Source organism: Trinickia symbiotica (assembly GCF_003028655.1).
Lineage (GTDB): Bacteria > Pseudomonadota > Gammaproteobacteria > Burkholderiales > Burkholderiaceae > Trinickia > Trinickia symbiotica_A.
Genome location: NZ_PYUC01000006.1, coordinates 73,604 through 89,876, shown reverse-complemented (window position 1 = coordinate 89,876; position 16,273 = coordinate 73,604). Strand labels below are relative to the sequence as shown.

Annotated in this window: 15 protein-coding genes; 11 read left to right on the top strand and 4 right to left on the bottom strand. The window is 61.4% G+C overall.

Features of this window, described 5'->3' with window-relative positions; translation table 11 throughout:
• Positions 1-21 precede the first annotated feature (21 nt).
• The 3 genes from ald (at position 22) to C9I57_RS13330 (ending at position 3,963) form a co-directional block, all read left to right on the top strand.
• On the top strand, positions 22-1,143 hold the full coding sequence (gene ald, locus C9I57_RS13340) for an alanine dehydrogenase (protein WP_107151158.1): 1,122 nt from the start codon (positions 22-24) through the stop codon (positions 1,141-1,143).
• Positions 1,144-1,278: 135 nt separating this feature from the next.
• Positions 1,279-2,148, top strand: coding sequence for a formyltetrahydrofolate deformylase (gene purU, locus C9I57_RS13335; RefSeq protein ID WP_107151157.1), 870 nt, complete (start codon positions 1,279-1,281; stop codon positions 2,146-2,148).
• A gap of 126 nt (positions 2,149-2,274) precedes the next feature.
• On the top strand, positions 2,275-3,963 hold the full coding sequence (locus tag C9I57_RS13330) for a fibronectin type III domain-containing protein (protein ID WP_107151156.1): 1,689 nt from the start codon (positions 2,275-2,277) through the stop codon (positions 3,961-3,963).
• A 36-nt stretch (positions 3,964-3,999) separates the two neighbouring features.
• Here C9I57_RS13330 and C9I57_RS13325 read toward each other — a convergent pair whose 3' ends face one another.
• The 3 genes from C9I57_RS13325 to C9I57_RS13315 all read right to left on the bottom strand — a co-directional run bounded on the left by C9I57_RS13325 (position 4,000) and on the right by C9I57_RS13315 (position 6,442).
• Positions 4,000-4,299, bottom strand: a complete 300-nt coding sequence (locus C9I57_RS13325; protein ID WP_107151155.1) for a hypothetical protein — start codon at positions 4,297-4,299, stop codon at positions 4,000-4,002.
• A gap of 34 nt (positions 4,300-4,333) precedes the next feature.
• Positions 4,334-5,125, bottom strand: a complete 792-nt coding sequence (locus tag C9I57_RS13320; RefSeq protein WP_258187625.1) for a hypothetical protein — start codon at positions 5,123-5,125, stop codon at positions 4,334-4,336.
• 75 nt (positions 5,126-5,200) lie between these two features.
• Positions 5,201-6,442: a glycosyl hydrolase family 28 protein gene (locus C9I57_RS13315; protein ID WP_107151154.1), complete on the bottom strand. Its 1,242-nt coding sequence runs from the start codon at positions 6,440-6,442 to the stop codon at positions 5,201-5,203.
• Between the two features lie 302 nt (positions 6,443-6,744).
• Between C9I57_RS13315 and C9I57_RS13310 the strand changes: the two genes are divergently transcribed.
• Together C9I57_RS13310 and C9I57_RS13305 are read left to right on the top strand one after the other, a co-directional pair.
• On the top strand, positions 6,745-7,914 hold the full coding sequence (locus C9I57_RS13310) for an ATPase (RefSeq protein ID WP_107151153.1): 1,170 nt from the start codon (positions 6,745-6,747) through the stop codon (positions 7,912-7,914).
• Between the two features lie 240 nt (positions 7,915-8,154).
• Positions 8,155-9,732, top strand: a complete 1,578-nt coding sequence (locus C9I57_RS13305; protein WP_440130204.1) for a sensor domain-containing diguanylate cyclase — start codon at positions 8,155-8,157, stop codon at positions 9,730-9,732.
• A gap of 42 nt (positions 9,733-9,774) precedes the next feature.
• On the opposite strand, the gene C9I57_RS13300 is transcribed toward C9I57_RS13305, so the two are convergent.
• Positions 9,775-10,446, bottom strand: a complete 672-nt coding sequence (locus C9I57_RS13300) for a pyridoxamine 5'-phosphate oxidase family protein (RefSeq protein ID WP_107151152.1) — start codon at positions 10,444-10,446, stop codon at positions 9,775-9,777.
• Positions 10,447-10,541: 95 nt separating this feature from the next.
• Here C9I57_RS13300 and pdxR point away from each other — a divergent pair, with 95 nt between their 5' ends.
• From pdxR to C9I57_RS13270, 6 genes are all read left to right on the top strand, one after another.
• A complete protein-coding gene (gene pdxR / locus C9I57_RS13295) occupies positions 10,542-12,008 on the top strand; it encodes a MocR-like pyridoxine biosynthesis transcription factor PdxR (protein ID WP_107151151.1) in 1,467 nt (488 codons plus the stop codon).
• A 288-nt stretch (positions 12,009-12,296) separates the two neighbouring features.
• The gene (locus C9I57_RS13290) at positions 12,297-13,130 is read left to right on the top strand and encodes an ABC transporter substrate-binding protein (protein ID WP_107151150.1); all 834 of its coding nucleotides are present in this window, start codon (positions 12,297-12,299) and stop codon (positions 13,128-13,130) included.
• Between the two features lie 61 nt (positions 13,131-13,191).
• Entirely contained in the window at positions 13,192-13,908 is a 717-nt protein-coding gene (locus tag C9I57_RS13285; RefSeq protein ID WP_107151149.1) for an amino acid ABC transporter permease, read from the top strand.
• A gap of 21 nt (positions 13,909-13,929) precedes the next feature.
• Positions 13,930-14,577, top strand: a complete 648-nt coding sequence (locus C9I57_RS13280) for an amino acid ABC transporter permease (RefSeq protein WP_107151148.1) — start codon at positions 13,930-13,932, stop codon at positions 14,575-14,577.
• On the top strand, positions 14,574-15,332 hold the full coding sequence (locus C9I57_RS13275) for an amino acid ABC transporter ATP-binding protein (protein ID WP_440130203.1): 759 nt from the start codon (positions 14,574-14,576) through the stop codon (positions 15,330-15,332). Before C9I57_RS13280 ends, C9I57_RS13275 begins: the two co-directional genes overlap by 4 nt.
• A 148-nt stretch (positions 15,333-15,480) precedes the next feature.
• Entirely contained in the window at positions 15,481-16,224 is a 744-nt protein-coding gene (locus tag C9I57_RS13270) for an IclR family transcriptional regulator (RefSeq protein ID WP_107151388.1), read from the top strand.
• Positions 16,225-16,273 lie beyond the last annotated feature (49 nt).

Sequence of the window (16,273 nt, the reverse complement as noted above, 5' to 3'; positions counted from 1 at the left end):
GTGTAACTTTGGGAGCAAACCATGCGTGTCGGCGTGCCTAAGGAAATCAAGAATCATGAATACCGCGTTGGGCTTACGCCCGCAAGCGTAAGAGAGTTGACTTCGCGCGGACACGAGGTGCTCGTGCAGACCGGCGCAGGCGCGGCAATCGGGCTCGGCGACGAGCAATACCGCTCCGTCGGCGCACAGCTCGTCGCGCAAGCCGAGGAAGTCTTCGCGCGCGCCGACATGATCGTCAAAGTCAAGGAGCCGCAGCCCCACGAATGCCGCATGCTGCGCCCCGAGCAGATCCTTTACACGTATCTGCACCTCGCACCGGACCCCGAGCAGACCAAGGCCCTGGTCGATTCGTGTGCCGTGTGCATCGCCTATGAGACCATCACGGGTCCCAGCGGTGGCTTACCGCTACTCGCGCCAATGAGCGAAGTTGCTGGGCGCATGGCCGTCCAGGCCGGCGCGCACTATCTCGAGATCGCGCACGGTGGGCGCGGCGTACTGCTGGGCGGCGTGCCGGGCGTCTCGCCAGGGCATGTCGTGGTCATCGGCGCCGGCGTGGTCGGCACTAACGCGTTGCAGATGGCCATCGGGCTGGGGGCGCGCGTGACTGTGCTCGATAAGAGCGTCGATCGCCTGCGCCAATTGGATCTGGTATTCGGCAATCGCATCAGTACCGCGTATTCCAACGCGCACAGCATCGAAGAAGCCGTGCTCGATGCAGACGTTGTCATCGGCGGCGTGCTCGTCCCCGGCGCCGCCGCTCCTAAGCTCGTCACGCGAAAGCACGTGGCGCACATGAAGAAGGGTGCGGTCATGGTCGACGTGGCGATCGATCAAGGCGGCTGCTTCGAGACTTCGCACCCCACCACGCACGCGCAGCCGGTGTATCTCGTCGACGGTGTCGTGCACTACTGCGTGGCCAACATGCCCGGCGCCGTAGCTCGTACTTCGACTTTCGCATTGAACAACGCAACGATCGGGCACGCGATCGCCCTCGCGGACAAGGGTTGGAAGCATGCGATGCGCGACGATATTCACCTTCGCCGAGGGCTTAATGTCTGCCAAGGTAGCGTCACGCACGAAGCCGTGGCGCGCGACTTGGGATACCCGCATGTCGCGGCGGAAACTCTGCTGGAAGATAAGTAGCCTCCTGGCGCCCTGGTTCCTGCGATACGACGGGTCGGTTCTATCCGTTCCTCAGCCGGGCTGATTAACTTGTGCATCGCGCTCCGCCCGGCGGGCGCGCGCCCCGATACCGCCTACCGAGACCAGAGGAACAAGATGACTGCTCAACGCCCCGACCCATTCGTCCTGACGCTGTCGTGCCCGAGCGCCGCTGGGCAGGTCGCGGCCGTTGTCGGCTTTCTGGACCGGCATCACTGTTACGTCGACGCGTTGACGGTATTCGACGACGATTTGAGCAACCGCTTTTTTGTTCGCTGTATGTTCCATCCGACCGACGGCACGGCGCTCAGCATCGACGCGCTGCGCGAAGAATTCGAACCAATCGCCGCCGGCTTCGAGATGCAGTGGGCGATCCACGACGTCAATGCGCGTCCGAAGGTGCTCATCATGGTGTCCAAGCTCGAGCACTGCCTCGCGGACCTGCTTTTCCGCTGGAGAATGGGCGAGCTGAAGATGGAAATCGTCGGCATCGTGTCGAATCACCCCGATTTCCGAGCCCTCGCCGAGCAGCACGATTTGCCGTTCCACCACTTCCCGATCACGCCGGAGACGAAGGCGCAGCAGGAAGCGAAGTGGCTCGACCTGTTCGAGTCGAGCGGTGCGGAGTTGCTGATCCTCGCCCGCTACATGCAAGTGCTGTCGCCCGAGACGAGCGCGAAGCTCGCTAACCGCGCGATCAATATTCACCATTCGTTCCTTCCCGGTTTCAAGGGCGCGAAACCGTATCATCAAGCGCACGCCCGGGGCGTGAAGCTGATCGGCGCAACCGCGCACTTCGTGACCGACGATCTCGACGAGGGGCCGATCATCGAGCAAGTCGTCGAGCGCGTCGATCATGCTTACCGGCCGGAGCAACTGCTTGCGGTTGGGCGAGACGTCGAGTGCATCACGCTCGCCCGCGCGGTCAAGGCCTTCATTGAGCGGCGGGTGTTTTTGAACGGTGATCGCACGGTCGTCTTCCAGTAGCTGAACCAAGCCGCTGGCTCTTGCGCCTGCGCCTAACCGTTGGCGCAAGAATGTTGCCGGCGCGCGCACTGTCATCTCAGTTACAAGAACGCTTGCGAGAATCCCTCCCAACGGAGGATTCTCGACATGGCGCAAGAGAAATATCTCGGCAAGCAGCTCGGCGACTGCATCCACACCCTCTCCCGCCGCGACTTTCTGAAGCTCGCGGGCGCTTCGGGACTTGCGACGGCGGCAGGGACGTTCCCGTCACCGAGCAACGCCGGTCCGGCGAGCCCGGATGGCACTCCCGAGCAGGTCCACTTGACGTGGGGCGACGACCCTTGCACGGAAGTCGTCATCTCCTGGGCTTCCGCTACGCAAGCCATCAATCCCTGCGCGCGCGTGCGCGGGGCAGACGAGACGAAAGCTCGCTCGATTCCCGCGATTCAGCGCATCTACACCGACGGGTTGAACGGCGAGACGGTCTTCGCGTACCACGTCCGCGTGCGTTATCTGAAGCCCGGCACTCGCTACGAATACGCTGTGAGCGCCGACAACGACAGCAATGCGGCCACACCCTTCACCGCCAGCTTTCAGACCGCTCCGCGCGGCCGAGCGCCGTTTCGCTGGACGAGCTACGGCGACCTCGCGACACCAAACACCGCATGGGTCCTGTCGTCGCCGCAAAGCCGATTTGCCGTACAGGCCGTCGAGCAATTCGCGCCGCTCTTTCATTTATTGAACGGCGATCTTTGCTACGCGAACCTGAACCCGCAACATCAGCCGGAGGTTTGGCGCGACTTCGGCAACAACAATCAGGCGTCGGCGGCGAACCGGCCGTGGATGCCGTGCCCTGGTAACCACGAGATCGAGTTCAACAACGGGGCCCAAGGCTTCGAGTCGTATCTGACGCGCTACATGCTGCCGGACAACGGTACGGCGTTTCCGGGACGCTGGTATAGCTTCCGCGTGAGCTCCGTGTTGTTCGTTTCGCTCGATGCGGATGATGTCGTCTATCAGGATGCAGGTGCCTTCGTCGCGGGCCCCGACCCGCTCGTGCCCGCTCCGGCCACCGGCAAGCAGCCCATCGAGCCTGGCACGTCGTTCTACGTACGCGGATACAGCAATGGCGAGCAAACGCGCTGGCTCGAAAAGACGCTGCGTAAAGCGGCAGCGGACGAGGATATCGATTGGATCGTCGTGCAGATGCACCAGGATTCCCTCACCACGGCCAAGAACGGCAATGGCTGCGACAAAGGCATTCGAGAAGCGTGGCTGCCGCTTTTCGATCGTTATGGCGTGGACCTCGTGCTATGCGGGCATGACCACGACTACGAGCGAAGCTATCCGGTACGCGGCTGCAATCATCGTTCAGGCTTCGATGCAGTGACTGGCGAAGTGGTGGAAACGCTGCAGCCTCGCCCAGTGCTGCCGGCGGATCCGAACACCTCGACCTTCGACACAACGCACGGCACGATTCATTTGATCCTCGGCGGCGGCGGCACGAGCGCACCCTCCGACGTCTATGCCGAGAACCCGACCAGCGGGAAGCCGCGTGCGAAGGTTTTCACGAAACCCAACCGCCCCGTTTCGGGCTCGTCACCGAACACTTATGTTAGAAATCCGGCGGACGCCTTCGAGGATGCCATTTGGTCTGCGCGACGCGATACGGCAAGTGCATATGGGATCGCCGTGTTCGATCACGATCCAGGCGAGCCCGGCGGAAAGACGACGATCACGATGAGCTACTACCATGCGGTCGGCGCCGACAAGACGCCGACGCCTGAATACTCGCTGTTCGAGACGATCGTGTTGACGAAGAAGCGTCGGGGTTGAGGGCGATGGGCGATGCGTCACCCGCCGTCAAATCCGCTATCGCCCCGCCTGCTTCCTCCTTCTGACTAGATGAAGAACCAGCATCAAGAGCCAAACCCAAAAAAGCAACGTGGCGATCGGCATCGTCACCAAGCCGGCCCAGCCTAGAACCTCCATGGTGTAGAGCAGTTCACCGAAGTCGTGGCCGAGGACGACGCAAGGATGAATGCTCCCTTCGTCGAGCCCGCAGCCGTTGGCGTCAGCCACCGCCCCGGCGATCGAAACCGAAATGAGGGGCCATAGGCCAATGAGAAGAATGACCAATAAGGCGGCAAGGTAGCGTTTTCGTGGCGTCATCACAGAGACCCGCTCTCGAGCAAGTTCAGTGATGCTACCGCACCGAGCTCCCGTCGCGCACTCGCCGCCGATCGGCAAAGCTCGTGACCGCCTTTTCGAGTACGCGCAGCATGTACTGGCGATGATGTTCCTCCGCTTGCTTGTCGTGCCAATGGGGGACTGGATATCGCAGCGCCTGCGCCTGCGCCCGCGACAGCGGTCCTTCGCTATCTTCCAGGCGCTGCCGCCACTCCTGCAGGACCTGATCGAGTTGCGCGTCGTCGTTCTGATACCAGGCTTGCACGACGTCGTCGCCGAGTATGCTTCTGCGCAAACGGTCGCGCTGCTGGCGCCAAATTGCAATGCGGTCGATATCGATAGCGGATACGTCGCGGCCATGCCCCAGGTTTTGCGCCGCAAGTAAATCGTCATGCGCTTTCATATAGGTCTGATAGCGTTCGACAATTTCCATCGCTTCACCATAAGCCGGCGCCGGTAGTTTGCCTTTCAGATAGCGCCTCAATTGATCTGCGCGATCGTCATCCGAGTTCTCCAGCAGAAACGAGTCGATCAGACCGAGCAATGCGCCATTTACGATCAACCGGTGGCCTTCGCCGACTGCCAAGCCTGGTTCGCTCAGAGCAACGCTCTCTGTCGCGCCGGCCGAATTCCCGAGCCCGAAAGCCGTGGCCCCTTCGACCGGCGCACGGGACTGACTCGTCGCAAACGGCTGCTGCTCCGCGCGCCTGAAATGGAGCACACCTATCGATAAGGCGACGATCGCGGCAACGACGACGCAGACGTGTCGCCCGTATCGGGCCTTTTCCGCTTGACGCTGAATCAGCATGGATATCCCGTTACCGAGCCATGCAGGCGGGACCATCGATCCCGCTGCATGACTATGCTGGTGAAGACGACGGCGTCAGAACGAGCAGCTCGGCACGCTGCCGGTCGTCGTGAAGCTCGACGTGGTCACGCCGGTCCCCGACGGAACATCGTTCGAGTTGTACAAGCCGACGTTTGCGTACTGGTCGCCGTTTTGCGCGGTGGCATCAAGGCTGACATTAGCCAGATAGGCATTGACCGGGTAGCTCGAATTGCGCCCGTCGATCTTCGTATAAGCGCCCGATACCGACTCCGTCGAATAAGCCCCATTGACGAAGATGTCCGACAGCGTCGGGCTGCCGCCAGTCGTGCACGTGTTGTAGTTGGTATCCATGACGATCAGGTGCTTTACATTGATCATGCACGTGTTGACGTAGCTCACTTGTTGCACGGTGAGCGTGCATGGGCCGGTCTTGACGTTGATGCCGTTTGCATTGGTCGACGGAGTCCCGCTCAAGTCATTTCCATACACGTAGTTGTTCTGGAAAAGAATGTTCGAGACGGTGTTTTTGTCGATGCTGCCGACGGAAAGACCATGCGTACCGTGCAACTTGGTGTTGGAGACTGTCACGTTCGAGATGTCTCCGGAATTGGTCTTGACGGCGATCCCGTCGTCGCCGGCCTCGATGTCCGAATTGGTCACCGTGGCGTTGGTGAGACTGTCGATGTCGATGCCATCGGCGTTCTTGCGCGTCGCCGGCGTGCGAATCGCTACGCCCCAGGCAGTAAAGCCGTTACCGCCTTCCACGTACAGATTCGGATGCGCAGCTTGGGCGAGCGTCACGTTGTAGACGATGAAGTTGGTAATCTTGCTTGCCTGCACCAATCTCGGCGTTCCCGTAATGAGATCGCCGCGGCCGTCAACCGTTCCCGGTCCCATCAACGAGGCGTTAGTCCCAGAGAAGGACAGCAAGTTGGCATTGCTCGCGTAGTTGTTGCCGAAGAGTGTCGTGCCCGAGCTGATGACGAGGCCCGCGCCGCTGATCGTCAGGCTGCCCGTATAAAACGCATCGTTGGAGCCCGAAGCCGCGAGCACGACGCTCTGGCCCGTCCCCGCGCATTGATTCAGCGCATTCTGCACGCGCGTCGTGTCGTCGGTGGTCGGCGGCGACGAACGTTGAGCGCTCGAGAAGTTTGCGTAGAGTGTCTGGCAAACCACCGGATAGGTCGGCTCCGTTACCGTCCGGCTATCGCCGGTCGCAAACGTTTGCGCGCTGGCCGAAGCGGCCGCCAGAAAGAGCGTCGCAGCTAACAGACTGACTTTGGAAGCGTTTTTCATGGAGGTAGCACCCCTGTGATAGGTCTTTTCGTATAAGTCACCAAACCACGGCCGAGCCAACCGCAACTGAGCAGCTCAGCCGCGCGGCATTATGCACGAGAAAGGGTACGAACAGTGTGAATCGTCAAACGATTGTGAGGTGGCCGGTGCATCCAAGGGCTGCTCAGCAATGGCTGCACATACCGCCAGGCACAATGGTCGGCCCGTTGGCCGCTCACCCGGCGAGAGCCGCCACGCTACATAATTATCTATAATTGACTATAATCGTCGATAATTGGTCGTACCACGACGCGGAGGCTCCTATGGCGGCGACTTCGCCACTTTTCGATGGCGGGCAGATCTTTCATCGCAAGGCGCTTGCCGAGCGCTTGGCCCGACAGGTCCTGCACATTTCTCCGACATCGGCCTCATCCTCTGGCCTGTTTCTAGCCGCACCGAGACGCACGGGCAAGACCACTTTCATGCGGGCGGATTTTGCGCCGGCGTTGGAAACGCTTGGCGCTCGCGTCATTTACGTCGACCTGTGGGCCGACCGCAAAGCGGATCCTGGCGAGGTAATCGTCGCCGCCATTCGAACCGAACTGACAAAAAGCGAATTCGTGGTAACCAAGGTCGCAAAGAGCCTGGGTATCACGGGCGCCAAGATTGGCAGCGTCGACCTCTCGCTCGACCGGGTCGGTCTAGGAAAGGACGTCTCCCTCGTGCAGGCGCTCGCCGCGCTTTCCGATGACGCCAACGGCCCGATCGTCTTGATCATCGACGAAGCGCAGCAGGCGATTACGACTCAGACCGGCAACGATGCGATGTTTTCGCTCAAGGCCGCGCGCGACGAACTGAACGCGGCGCACTTCGGGCTGCGAGTCGTTTGCACAGGGTCGAACCGGGACAAGCTCGCGATGCTGCGCTCGAGCAAGGACCAGGCATTCTTCGGTGCTCCGCTGATCGATTTTCCGCCCCTCGATGAAGGTTACGTGAAATGGTTTTGCGATAACACCACGGAGCTGCCCGCGAAGCTCTCTCCGGAAGTCGTCACCCCTCTCTTCAGAGAGGCTGGGAATCGCCCTGAAATCCTCGGCGCCGCGGCCGACCAGCTCCGGTTCGACCTCGCGCTTCAGCCCGGCGATGTCGAACGACGTTTCTCACAGCTCGTCGAGGAACAGATCGCGCAAGCCAACGATGACTTTCTAGAGGTGTTCCACAGCCTCACGCCGATCCAGTCGGCCGTGCTACGCGTTTTAGCCGCGGCCGGCAGAAGGTACGCACCGTTCGAGTCCCGAACGATGGAAAAGTATGGCGTCGCGCTAGGGGGGGAAGCCGGCGACGGCGAACTCTCGTCGGCGAATGTCCAGCAAGCGTTGGCCGCCTTGCAGGAGAAGGGATTGGTCTGGCGCGCATCGCGCGGCGTGTACGCGATGGAGGATCACAGCCTGTCGGACCTTCTCAGGCGCGAAGGGTATCTCGAAGGACTTTGAACGATCGCACCGCCTGCCTGCAAGCACTCCTCCTCGCGACCTCCGACGCGGACTGCGACGTGCGGATAGTCGAACGCTCGATTGATAACGTCGGCGAAGCCCATCGCGGCATGCGGAAATAGCGGGACAAAACATCCCTGTTTGATCAATCGTAGTGCGCGCAGCTCGGCGATACTGGCCCGGTCTTCCGCGCGCTGTCCAGCGCATTTCAGGAAGCCTTTAAAAACCCCCGAATACACGATGGAGACGACAACGAAAAGAAATAGCGCGCACTTGGCTTCGGCAACCAGACTGGCGCAAGGTCTGGCCGAGCCCCGAGTGTTTGTCTTGGCCGGCTTGCTCATCGCGTTGACCATGCTCGGCTTGACCGCCACCGTTCTCTACCAGAGCCGGCAGGATTCGCTCGCCCGCGCTCGCGAAACGTCGCGCAATGTTGCGCTTATCGCCGAGCGCGACATCGAGCGCAATTTCGAGCTCTATTCGCTTTCCATGCAGGCGGTCGTGGATGGACTCAACCAAGCCGACGTGATGGCCTTGCCCCCTCGCCTGCGTCATGCGGTGTTGTTCGATCGCGCGACCACGGCAAAATACCTAGGCGCGATGCTCGTGCTCGACGCCTCGGGCAATATCGTCTTGGATTCGGGGAGCGAGGTGCCGCGCAAGGGCAACTTCGCGGACCGCCAATACTTCACGGTGCAGCGTGACAATCCTCATGCGGGACTCTTCGTCGGGGACCCCTACAGGTCACGGCTGCGTAACGGCACGGCCAGTATCGCAATGAGCTATCGCCTATCGCATCCCGATGGGTCGTTCGCCGGCGTCGTCCTGATGGCTATCAACCTCGAGTACTTTCATCAGCTGTTCGCGGGCCTATCGCTCGGACCGCACGGCGCGATCTCCCTGATCCGCCGCGACGGGATCATGGTCATGCGGCAGCCGTTCGATCCCAGCATCATCGGGCGGGATATCAGCAAGGCCAGCACGTACAGGCACTTCGTTTCGATGCCTGAGGGAAGTTATTCCGACACCGCCTCGATCGACGGCGTGCGGCGGCTCTACTACTTCCGCAACTTTCCGGATCTGCCGCTGATCATCATGGTGGCCGAGGCCGAATCGGACATCTACGCGGTCTGGCGCCGACGGGCGTTGACGATCGGCTCGTTGACCGCCGCGCTCGCCTTCGCATTCGTCGGAGCTTCGTGCATGCTCGCCGTGCAGTTGCGGCGGCGGATGCAGCTCGAAATAAAGCTCGAAGTGCTTGCGAGGACCGATGGCGTCACAGGGCTGAACAACCGGCGAACCCTCGACGAGATCGTCGAGCGCGAATGGAGTCGCGCGCGGCGTACGCGTGCCGCGTTTTCCCTGCTTTTCATCGACATTGACCGTTTCAAGGCATACAACGACACATACGGCCATCAGGCCGGGGACGACGTGCTCGCCGCCGTCGCTCGATGCATTCTCGAGAATATCCGCCGGCCCGCCGACAGCGCCGGTCGCTACGGCGGAGAAGAATTCGTCGTAGTACTGCCTGACACGACTGCCGCCGGTGCCGTTCTGATCGCTGAAAAAATCCGCCGTGCCATCACCGAGCTGGAGATCGAGCACACCGGCAGCGAGTTCGGGCACGCGACCGTCAGTATCGGTGCAGCGAGTTGGACGCCAGAGCGCGACAGCGATGTCGCCGCGGTGATCCGCGCCGCGGATCAGGCGCTGTACAACGCGAAAGCCGCGGGCAGGAACAGTGTTTGGCCGGCCCCGGCCCGACTGCTTCCGCTAGATGTGGCGCGATACCGCCCGCTTAATGCCGCGGCTTCCTGAGCGCGTTCGTTGGGCCTCGGATTCGCTGAAACGCAAACCGCCTCATTTCGAGTCGGCTGTATGCCTCTCGCCTTGCCAATGCCTCACGTAATCGGGCGTACCCGTAGGCGCAGCGTCGACCAGCGGTGTTAGCGGCTGCAGCGCGAGCGGCAGCACGCCTGCCCAGACCGGACGATCCATATCGGCGTCGTCGTCCTTCGGACCACCGGTGCGGATTTTCGATGCTGCCTCGTCGAGCGGAATGCGCAGGACGGTGGTCGCAGCCAGTTCGTTGGCGTCGCCAGGGCGCACTTCGCGTGAACGACCCGGTGCGATGAATTCCACGAACGCATCTAGCGCCGCGGCCTTCGCTGGCCCGTCCACTAATTCGAAGGCGCCGTAGATGACAGCGGAGCGGTAGTTCATCGAGTGATGAAAAGCCGAACGCGCCAACACTAAACCATCCAAATGCGTAATGGTTATGCACACCTGTGCCCCGGCGGCCGCGAGCTTCAACATGCGGCTTCCATTGGAGCCGTGGATGTACAGATGATCGCCCTCGCGCCAGCAGGCGGTGGGAATGCAGTGCACTCCATCGTCGTCGGCAAAGGCGAGATGGCACACGTAGGATGCGTCGATGATCGCGTAAAGAGTCGAGCGATCGTAGTGCCCGCGGTTCGCGACACGGCGCACACGGGTGCGCGCGGACGGAGGCGTGGCTTCGATGGTGGTCATGGCGAGACATCGTGATCATTAGTTGCGACGACCAACGATAAGAAAATCATGGCACCATGTATAGACCCACCAACAACCGCACATTTGGAGCCACGATGGACTACGGTGTCTTGCTGTCGACGTTCGTGCGCGAGTCCGCGCAAGAGGCGCCAGCACGAATGCCTCAGCAACGGCGCCTCTACGCCTGCCTGCGAGCCGCCATCCTCAGCGGCAAGATCGAAGAAGGCACGCGCCTTTTGTCATCGCGCGCGCTGGCCGACGAGTTGAGGATGGCTCGCAACTCGGTGCTCTACGCGTACGAGCGGCTGGCGGCCGAAGGTTTCTTGATCGGGACGCGGCAGGGCACGATAGTGGCCGCGGTTGGCGTGCAGCGGACGCCGCTTGTCGCGCCCGGCGATGCACCGGTGCTCTCACGGCGCGTGGCGAACATGATCCGGCAGGACGCCGGCATGGACGATCCGCTGCCATTCCTGCCCGGCACGCCCGCGCTCGACGAGTTTCCCCTTGCGCAATGGCGGCGCTGCATGGAACGCGCTTGGCGCAACATCGGCCCGGCTCAACTCGGCTATATGCCGGTTGAGGGCGATATGGCGCTGCGCACGGCCATTGCCGAGTACCTGCGTATCTCACGCGGCGTGCGCTGCGAAGCGCAGCAGGTTTTCATTACCGGCGGCACGCAAAACAGCCTGGACCTTTGTGCGCGCACGCTGGCCGACGCCGGCGACACAGCCTGGATCGAAAACCCCGGCTACGACGGCGCTCGCAACGCTTTTCAGGCGGCAAACCTGCAGCTGGTACCGATCGGCGTCGATGCGAACGGCCTTGCGCCGCGCCTCGAAGACTGGCGTGACACCCCACCCAAGTTGATCTACATCACACCGTCGCATCAGTACCCACTCGGCGCCGTGATGAGCCTGGAGCGACGGCTGGCGCTGGTGGCCCAGGCAAGCGCAATGGGCGCCTGGATCATCGAGGATGATTACGACAGCGAATTCCGTCATCACAGCGCGCCACTTTCCGCCGTTCAGGGCTTGGCCGAGGACGCTCCTGTGGTCTACCTCGGCACGTTCAGCAAGGTGATGTTTCCGGCGCTGCGCATTGGCTTCATGGTCGTGCCGCCCGCACTCGCGCCCGTCTTGCGGCATACGGCAAGCCGGCTGATGTTGCGTGGACGCGTGGCCGAGCAACTCGCTCTGGCCGAGTTCATCGAAGCGGGACACTTTACGCGCCATCTGCGGCGGATGCGGCGGCTGTACGCCGAGCGGCGAACGGCCCTGCACGAAGCGCTCGAGCGCAATTTGCGCGGTGCGTTGACCGTATCGGGCGGGGCGGGAGGCATGCATTTGTCGGCAAGATTGGATCTGCCAGTGGCGGATACGGAAGTCAGCCACGTCGCGCGGACCCGAAGTCTGGTGCTGCGGCCGCTTTCTCGATTTTGTCTGGACGGCAAGCAGGCGCGCTACAACGGACTGGTGCTGGGGTATGGGAACGTCAGTGCCTCGCGAATGGATGGATTGACGAAGCAAATCGGCGAAGTGCTCGACGCGCTGGTGCCTCGCTAAGCGAAGACGACATGGGCATCCGTTCGCGCGATAACTATCGGTCGGCCCTACAGCGATAGCGAAAACCGGACACGTCCGTTCCGCGCGGTGATGGCTGACCCGCGCGTTTACCCCGTTGCCACAACATTTTTTCCGTGAAAGACTGGCCTGCATCCGCAATACCGGACGTGAGTCCGATATACCGGACCGCCGGCGAATACAGGGCGGCACCCTTGTGCAAGTTGCCGCGAAACGCGTCTCGTCACCCCTTCTTCCACGGATTATCTCGCACCGGACAGGACTGCAAACATGAGAGTTGTCAGACACAGCGCAAATCTTCTGGTTATTGCGGCCGCGGCTGCCCTCATGCTACTTGCGGCCTGTACGAAGGTCTCGACGCCTGGGCAGGACGCTTCCAGCGCATCGGCGCTGCAGTCCGTGCTGCAACGAGGCACTTTGCGCGTGGGCGACTGCCTCACGTTCGCGCCGTTCGGCTTTTACAACAAAGATGGACAGCCGGACGGCTATGACGTGGATCTTGCCAAGGAACTGGCGAAGGAAATGGGCGTCAAGCTCGAAGTGATCAACACGACAAGCGCGAACCGGATCCCCAATCTGCAGACGGGCAAGGTGGACGTCGTCTTCTGCAACTTCACCCGCAACCTTGAACGAGCAAAGGAGATTTCGTTCACGTCGCCGTACGTCGTGGCGAGCGAGGCGTTGCTCGTTCGCAAGAACAGCGGCATTCAATCCGTGAAGGACATGTCGGGCCGCACGATCGCGACGGTCAAAGGCTCGACGAACGGCGACGAGGTGCGCGCGCTGAACATGCCGATCAAGATCCAGGAATACGACAGTTCCCAGGCCGCCATTCTGGCGGTCAAGCAAGGTCAGGCGGATGCGATGATCGAGGACAACAACTTCCTCGCTTATCAAGCCAGCCTCGATTCGAATTTGACGGTCACGAACGAAGCGCTCGTGCCGCTCGAATACAACGCATTCGGGGTAAAAGCCGGCGATCAGACCTGGCTCAACTACTTGAATTTGTTCCTGTTCAACATCAACGCTTCGAAGCTCAACGCTCAACTCTACAAGAAGTGGTTCGGCGCCGATCCGCGCTATCCGCTCAATCCGCAGTTCTGAGCGAAGCTGATTCGACTGGTTCGCCGTCAGCTGGGGGATCGTCGAGAAGGAAGGAGAAGCAATGCTTTACCAATGGCTCACGTTGTGGGGCTATGTGCCCGATTTCATCCACGCCGCGTGGCTCACGCTTCAGGTCACGCTCCTCTCCTTCTTGCTTGCGATCGTGCTCGGCTTGTCGACGGCTCTTGCAGGCGCATCGCCGATCCTCGCGCTGCGTGCCGTCGCGCGCGGCTATATCGAGCTGATCCGCAATACACCCGTGCTGCTGCAGATTTTCATCGTCTTCTTCGGGTTGCCCTCGCTCGGTGCCCATCTCAGCGCCTACACCGCGGGAGTCATTGCGCTCGGCGTCAATGTCGGCGCTTATTTGGCGGAGGTATTCCGGGCCGGCATTCAATCGGTGCCGCGCGGGCAAATCGAAGCGGCGAGCCTGCTCGGACTCCAGCGATCGCAAATTTTTCTCTCCGTCGTCTTGCCACAAGCCGCGCGCGCCGTCTATCCCGCCATCGTCAACAATTTGATTCAGCTACTGCTGGGGACGTCGCTGCTTTCGGCGATCGCCCTGCCCGAGCTGACCGGCACCGCGATCGTGATCAACTCGCGCACGCTGCTCTATATCCAGACATTCTCCATCACGCTCGTCGCCTATTTGGTGTTGAGCAACGTTCTGTCGTGGCTCGCGGAGCGAATCGGCGCGAAAGCTTTTCATCCGCCGCTTGCGATGCCGAAGCGCACCCGCCGCGGGTTTTTATTTCTGCGCCAGGCACATCGCACTTGAAGCCCAAACCGGAGAGCGGATATGTCGACGGATCTTTTGACGACGAGCCTGCCGATTCTGCTTCAGGGCCTGGCCGTCACGCTGCTATTGTCGGCCGCGGCGATCGCAGGCTCGACGATTGCCGGACTGCTCGCAGCGGTGCTGCGCACGTTCGGCCCATGGGGCACGGGGCGCATCGCGAAGCTCTATACCGAGCTCTTCCGCGGTACGCCGGTCCTGATTACATTGATGTTCATTTACTTCGGCGTTTCGTATTTCGGCTACGCCATCGATGTATTCGCGGCTGGCGTCGCCGGCCTCAGTATCTATCAAGGCGCTTATATTGGCGAAATCTTCCGTGCCGGGATCGAGGCCGTGCCCAAGGGCCAATGGGAAGCCTCCCAGATCCTCGGCCTCTCGAGGAGCCAGACTTTCTTCTCGGTCGTGCTTCCGCAGACCGGCAAGATCGTCCTGCCGCCCCTCATCGGACAGTACCTGTCCCTCATCAAGGACACGTCGATCGTCAGCATGATCGGCATGTCGGAACTGATGCACGGAGGCCAGGCCATCGTCGATCGCATCGGCAAGCCAGTCGAGATCTATGGACTCGTTGCCCTGCTTTATTTCATCGTTTGCTTCCCGCTCTCGCAGTGGGTGCGCCGCCATGATCGAAGGAGCTTGCCGACATGACCATGAATGCCACCGCCGAAACGAAACCCGTCATCAATCTAATGCAGGTCAGCAAGTCATTCGGCTCGACGCAAGTGCTCAAGTCCATCGATCTCGATGTTCGTCCGGGCGAGGTGCTCGTGCTGATCGGCGCTTCGGGCTCTGGAAAGAGCACCGTGTTGCGCATCATGAGCGGGCTCGAGACGGCCGATGCCGGTGAAGTGTGGGTCAACGATGTGCCGCTGCACGAGTCGCGCCGGGCCAAGGAAATTCGAGGCCACGTCGGCATGGTGTTTCAGCAATTCAATCTGTTTCCGCACAAGACTGCGCTCGGCAACGTCACGCTCGCGCTGATCAAGGCGCGCAAGATGGCACCGGCCGATGCGCGCAAGCGCGGCATGGAGGCGCTGGATCGCGTTGGGTTGGCCGACCGTGCCGAGCACTATCCGAGTCAGTTGTCGGGCGGCCAGCAACAGCGTGTCGCGATCGCGCGCGCATTGGCCGTCGAGCCAAGCATCATGTTCTTCGACGAGGCGACCTCGGCGCTCGATCCCGAGCTCGTCGGCGAAGTGACGGAAGTCATGCGGGGTCTCGCGCGCGATGGAATGACGATGGTCGTCGTCACGCACGAAATGGGCTTCGCCCGCAAGACAGCGGACCGGGTGGTGTTCATGGACAAGGGGCTCGTCGCCGAACAGGGATCGCCCGAGCGGATATTCGCGAATCCGCAGAACGAGCGAACGAGACAATTCCTGCAGCGGGTGCTCGAACACTGATCGCGTTGGCGCTGGCCGTCCCGGCTCGCGATTGATGTTCAGAAGCGGGCGGCCGCGTGAGAACGCCCGAATTGATTACTACAGATCCATGAATTCGATGAGGAACCCGACCGCCGAAGGCGCAATCGAGACGTCCGCGGCGGCTCCAATGAGAGCGCGAGGCGTCGATCGTGTAATCGATATATGCCAGCAACTCCATCTCGCGAGGCGTCCGTTGACGATGCGCGAGCTCATCGATGCGACCGGCGCGCCACGCTCCAGCGTCTATGAGCTCGTTGCCATTCTCACGGAGGCGGGCTGGCTCGAGACGACGCCGGAGGGCGAGGTGTTTTTCGGTCGAGCCATGCACTATTACGGCTCGGACTACGCGGCGCGTAACGATCTCATCAGCCGCGCGCATCAGGCCATCCTCGCGCTCGTCAGGAAGCACGACGAGACAGCGCAGCTCTGCACGCTCGAGGGCAACAAGTACACGGTGGTGCTCTCCGAGAATAGTTCACGGCCGTTCAACATCAGCTCCGAAATCGGCGTCAAAGTGCCGATTCCCTGGACCGCAACGGGAAGATTGCTGCTTGCGCATCTCAATGCGAACGAAATACGCGCACTGATTCCCGACGAAGATTTCGTGCTGGACAACGGTCAACGCATAGCGTTCGAAGATTTCCTACGCGATGTCGAGCGCGCGGCTCAACAGGGATATTGCTGCACCGAAGGATTGTCGAATACGTTCCGGCTTTGCATGGCCGCGCCCATCCGCGATTGGACGGGGCAGGCGATTGCCGCGCTCTGCTTCATGACGAGCCGAGATACGCCTGCCGAGAAGCGTGCCTCGATGCTCGACGATCTCATCAGCCATGCGCAAAGGCTCTCGCAGCCACTAACGCGCAGGTGAGCGACGAGATAGACGAGCCGCCAATCGAATACCGACCGCGATCGAATAC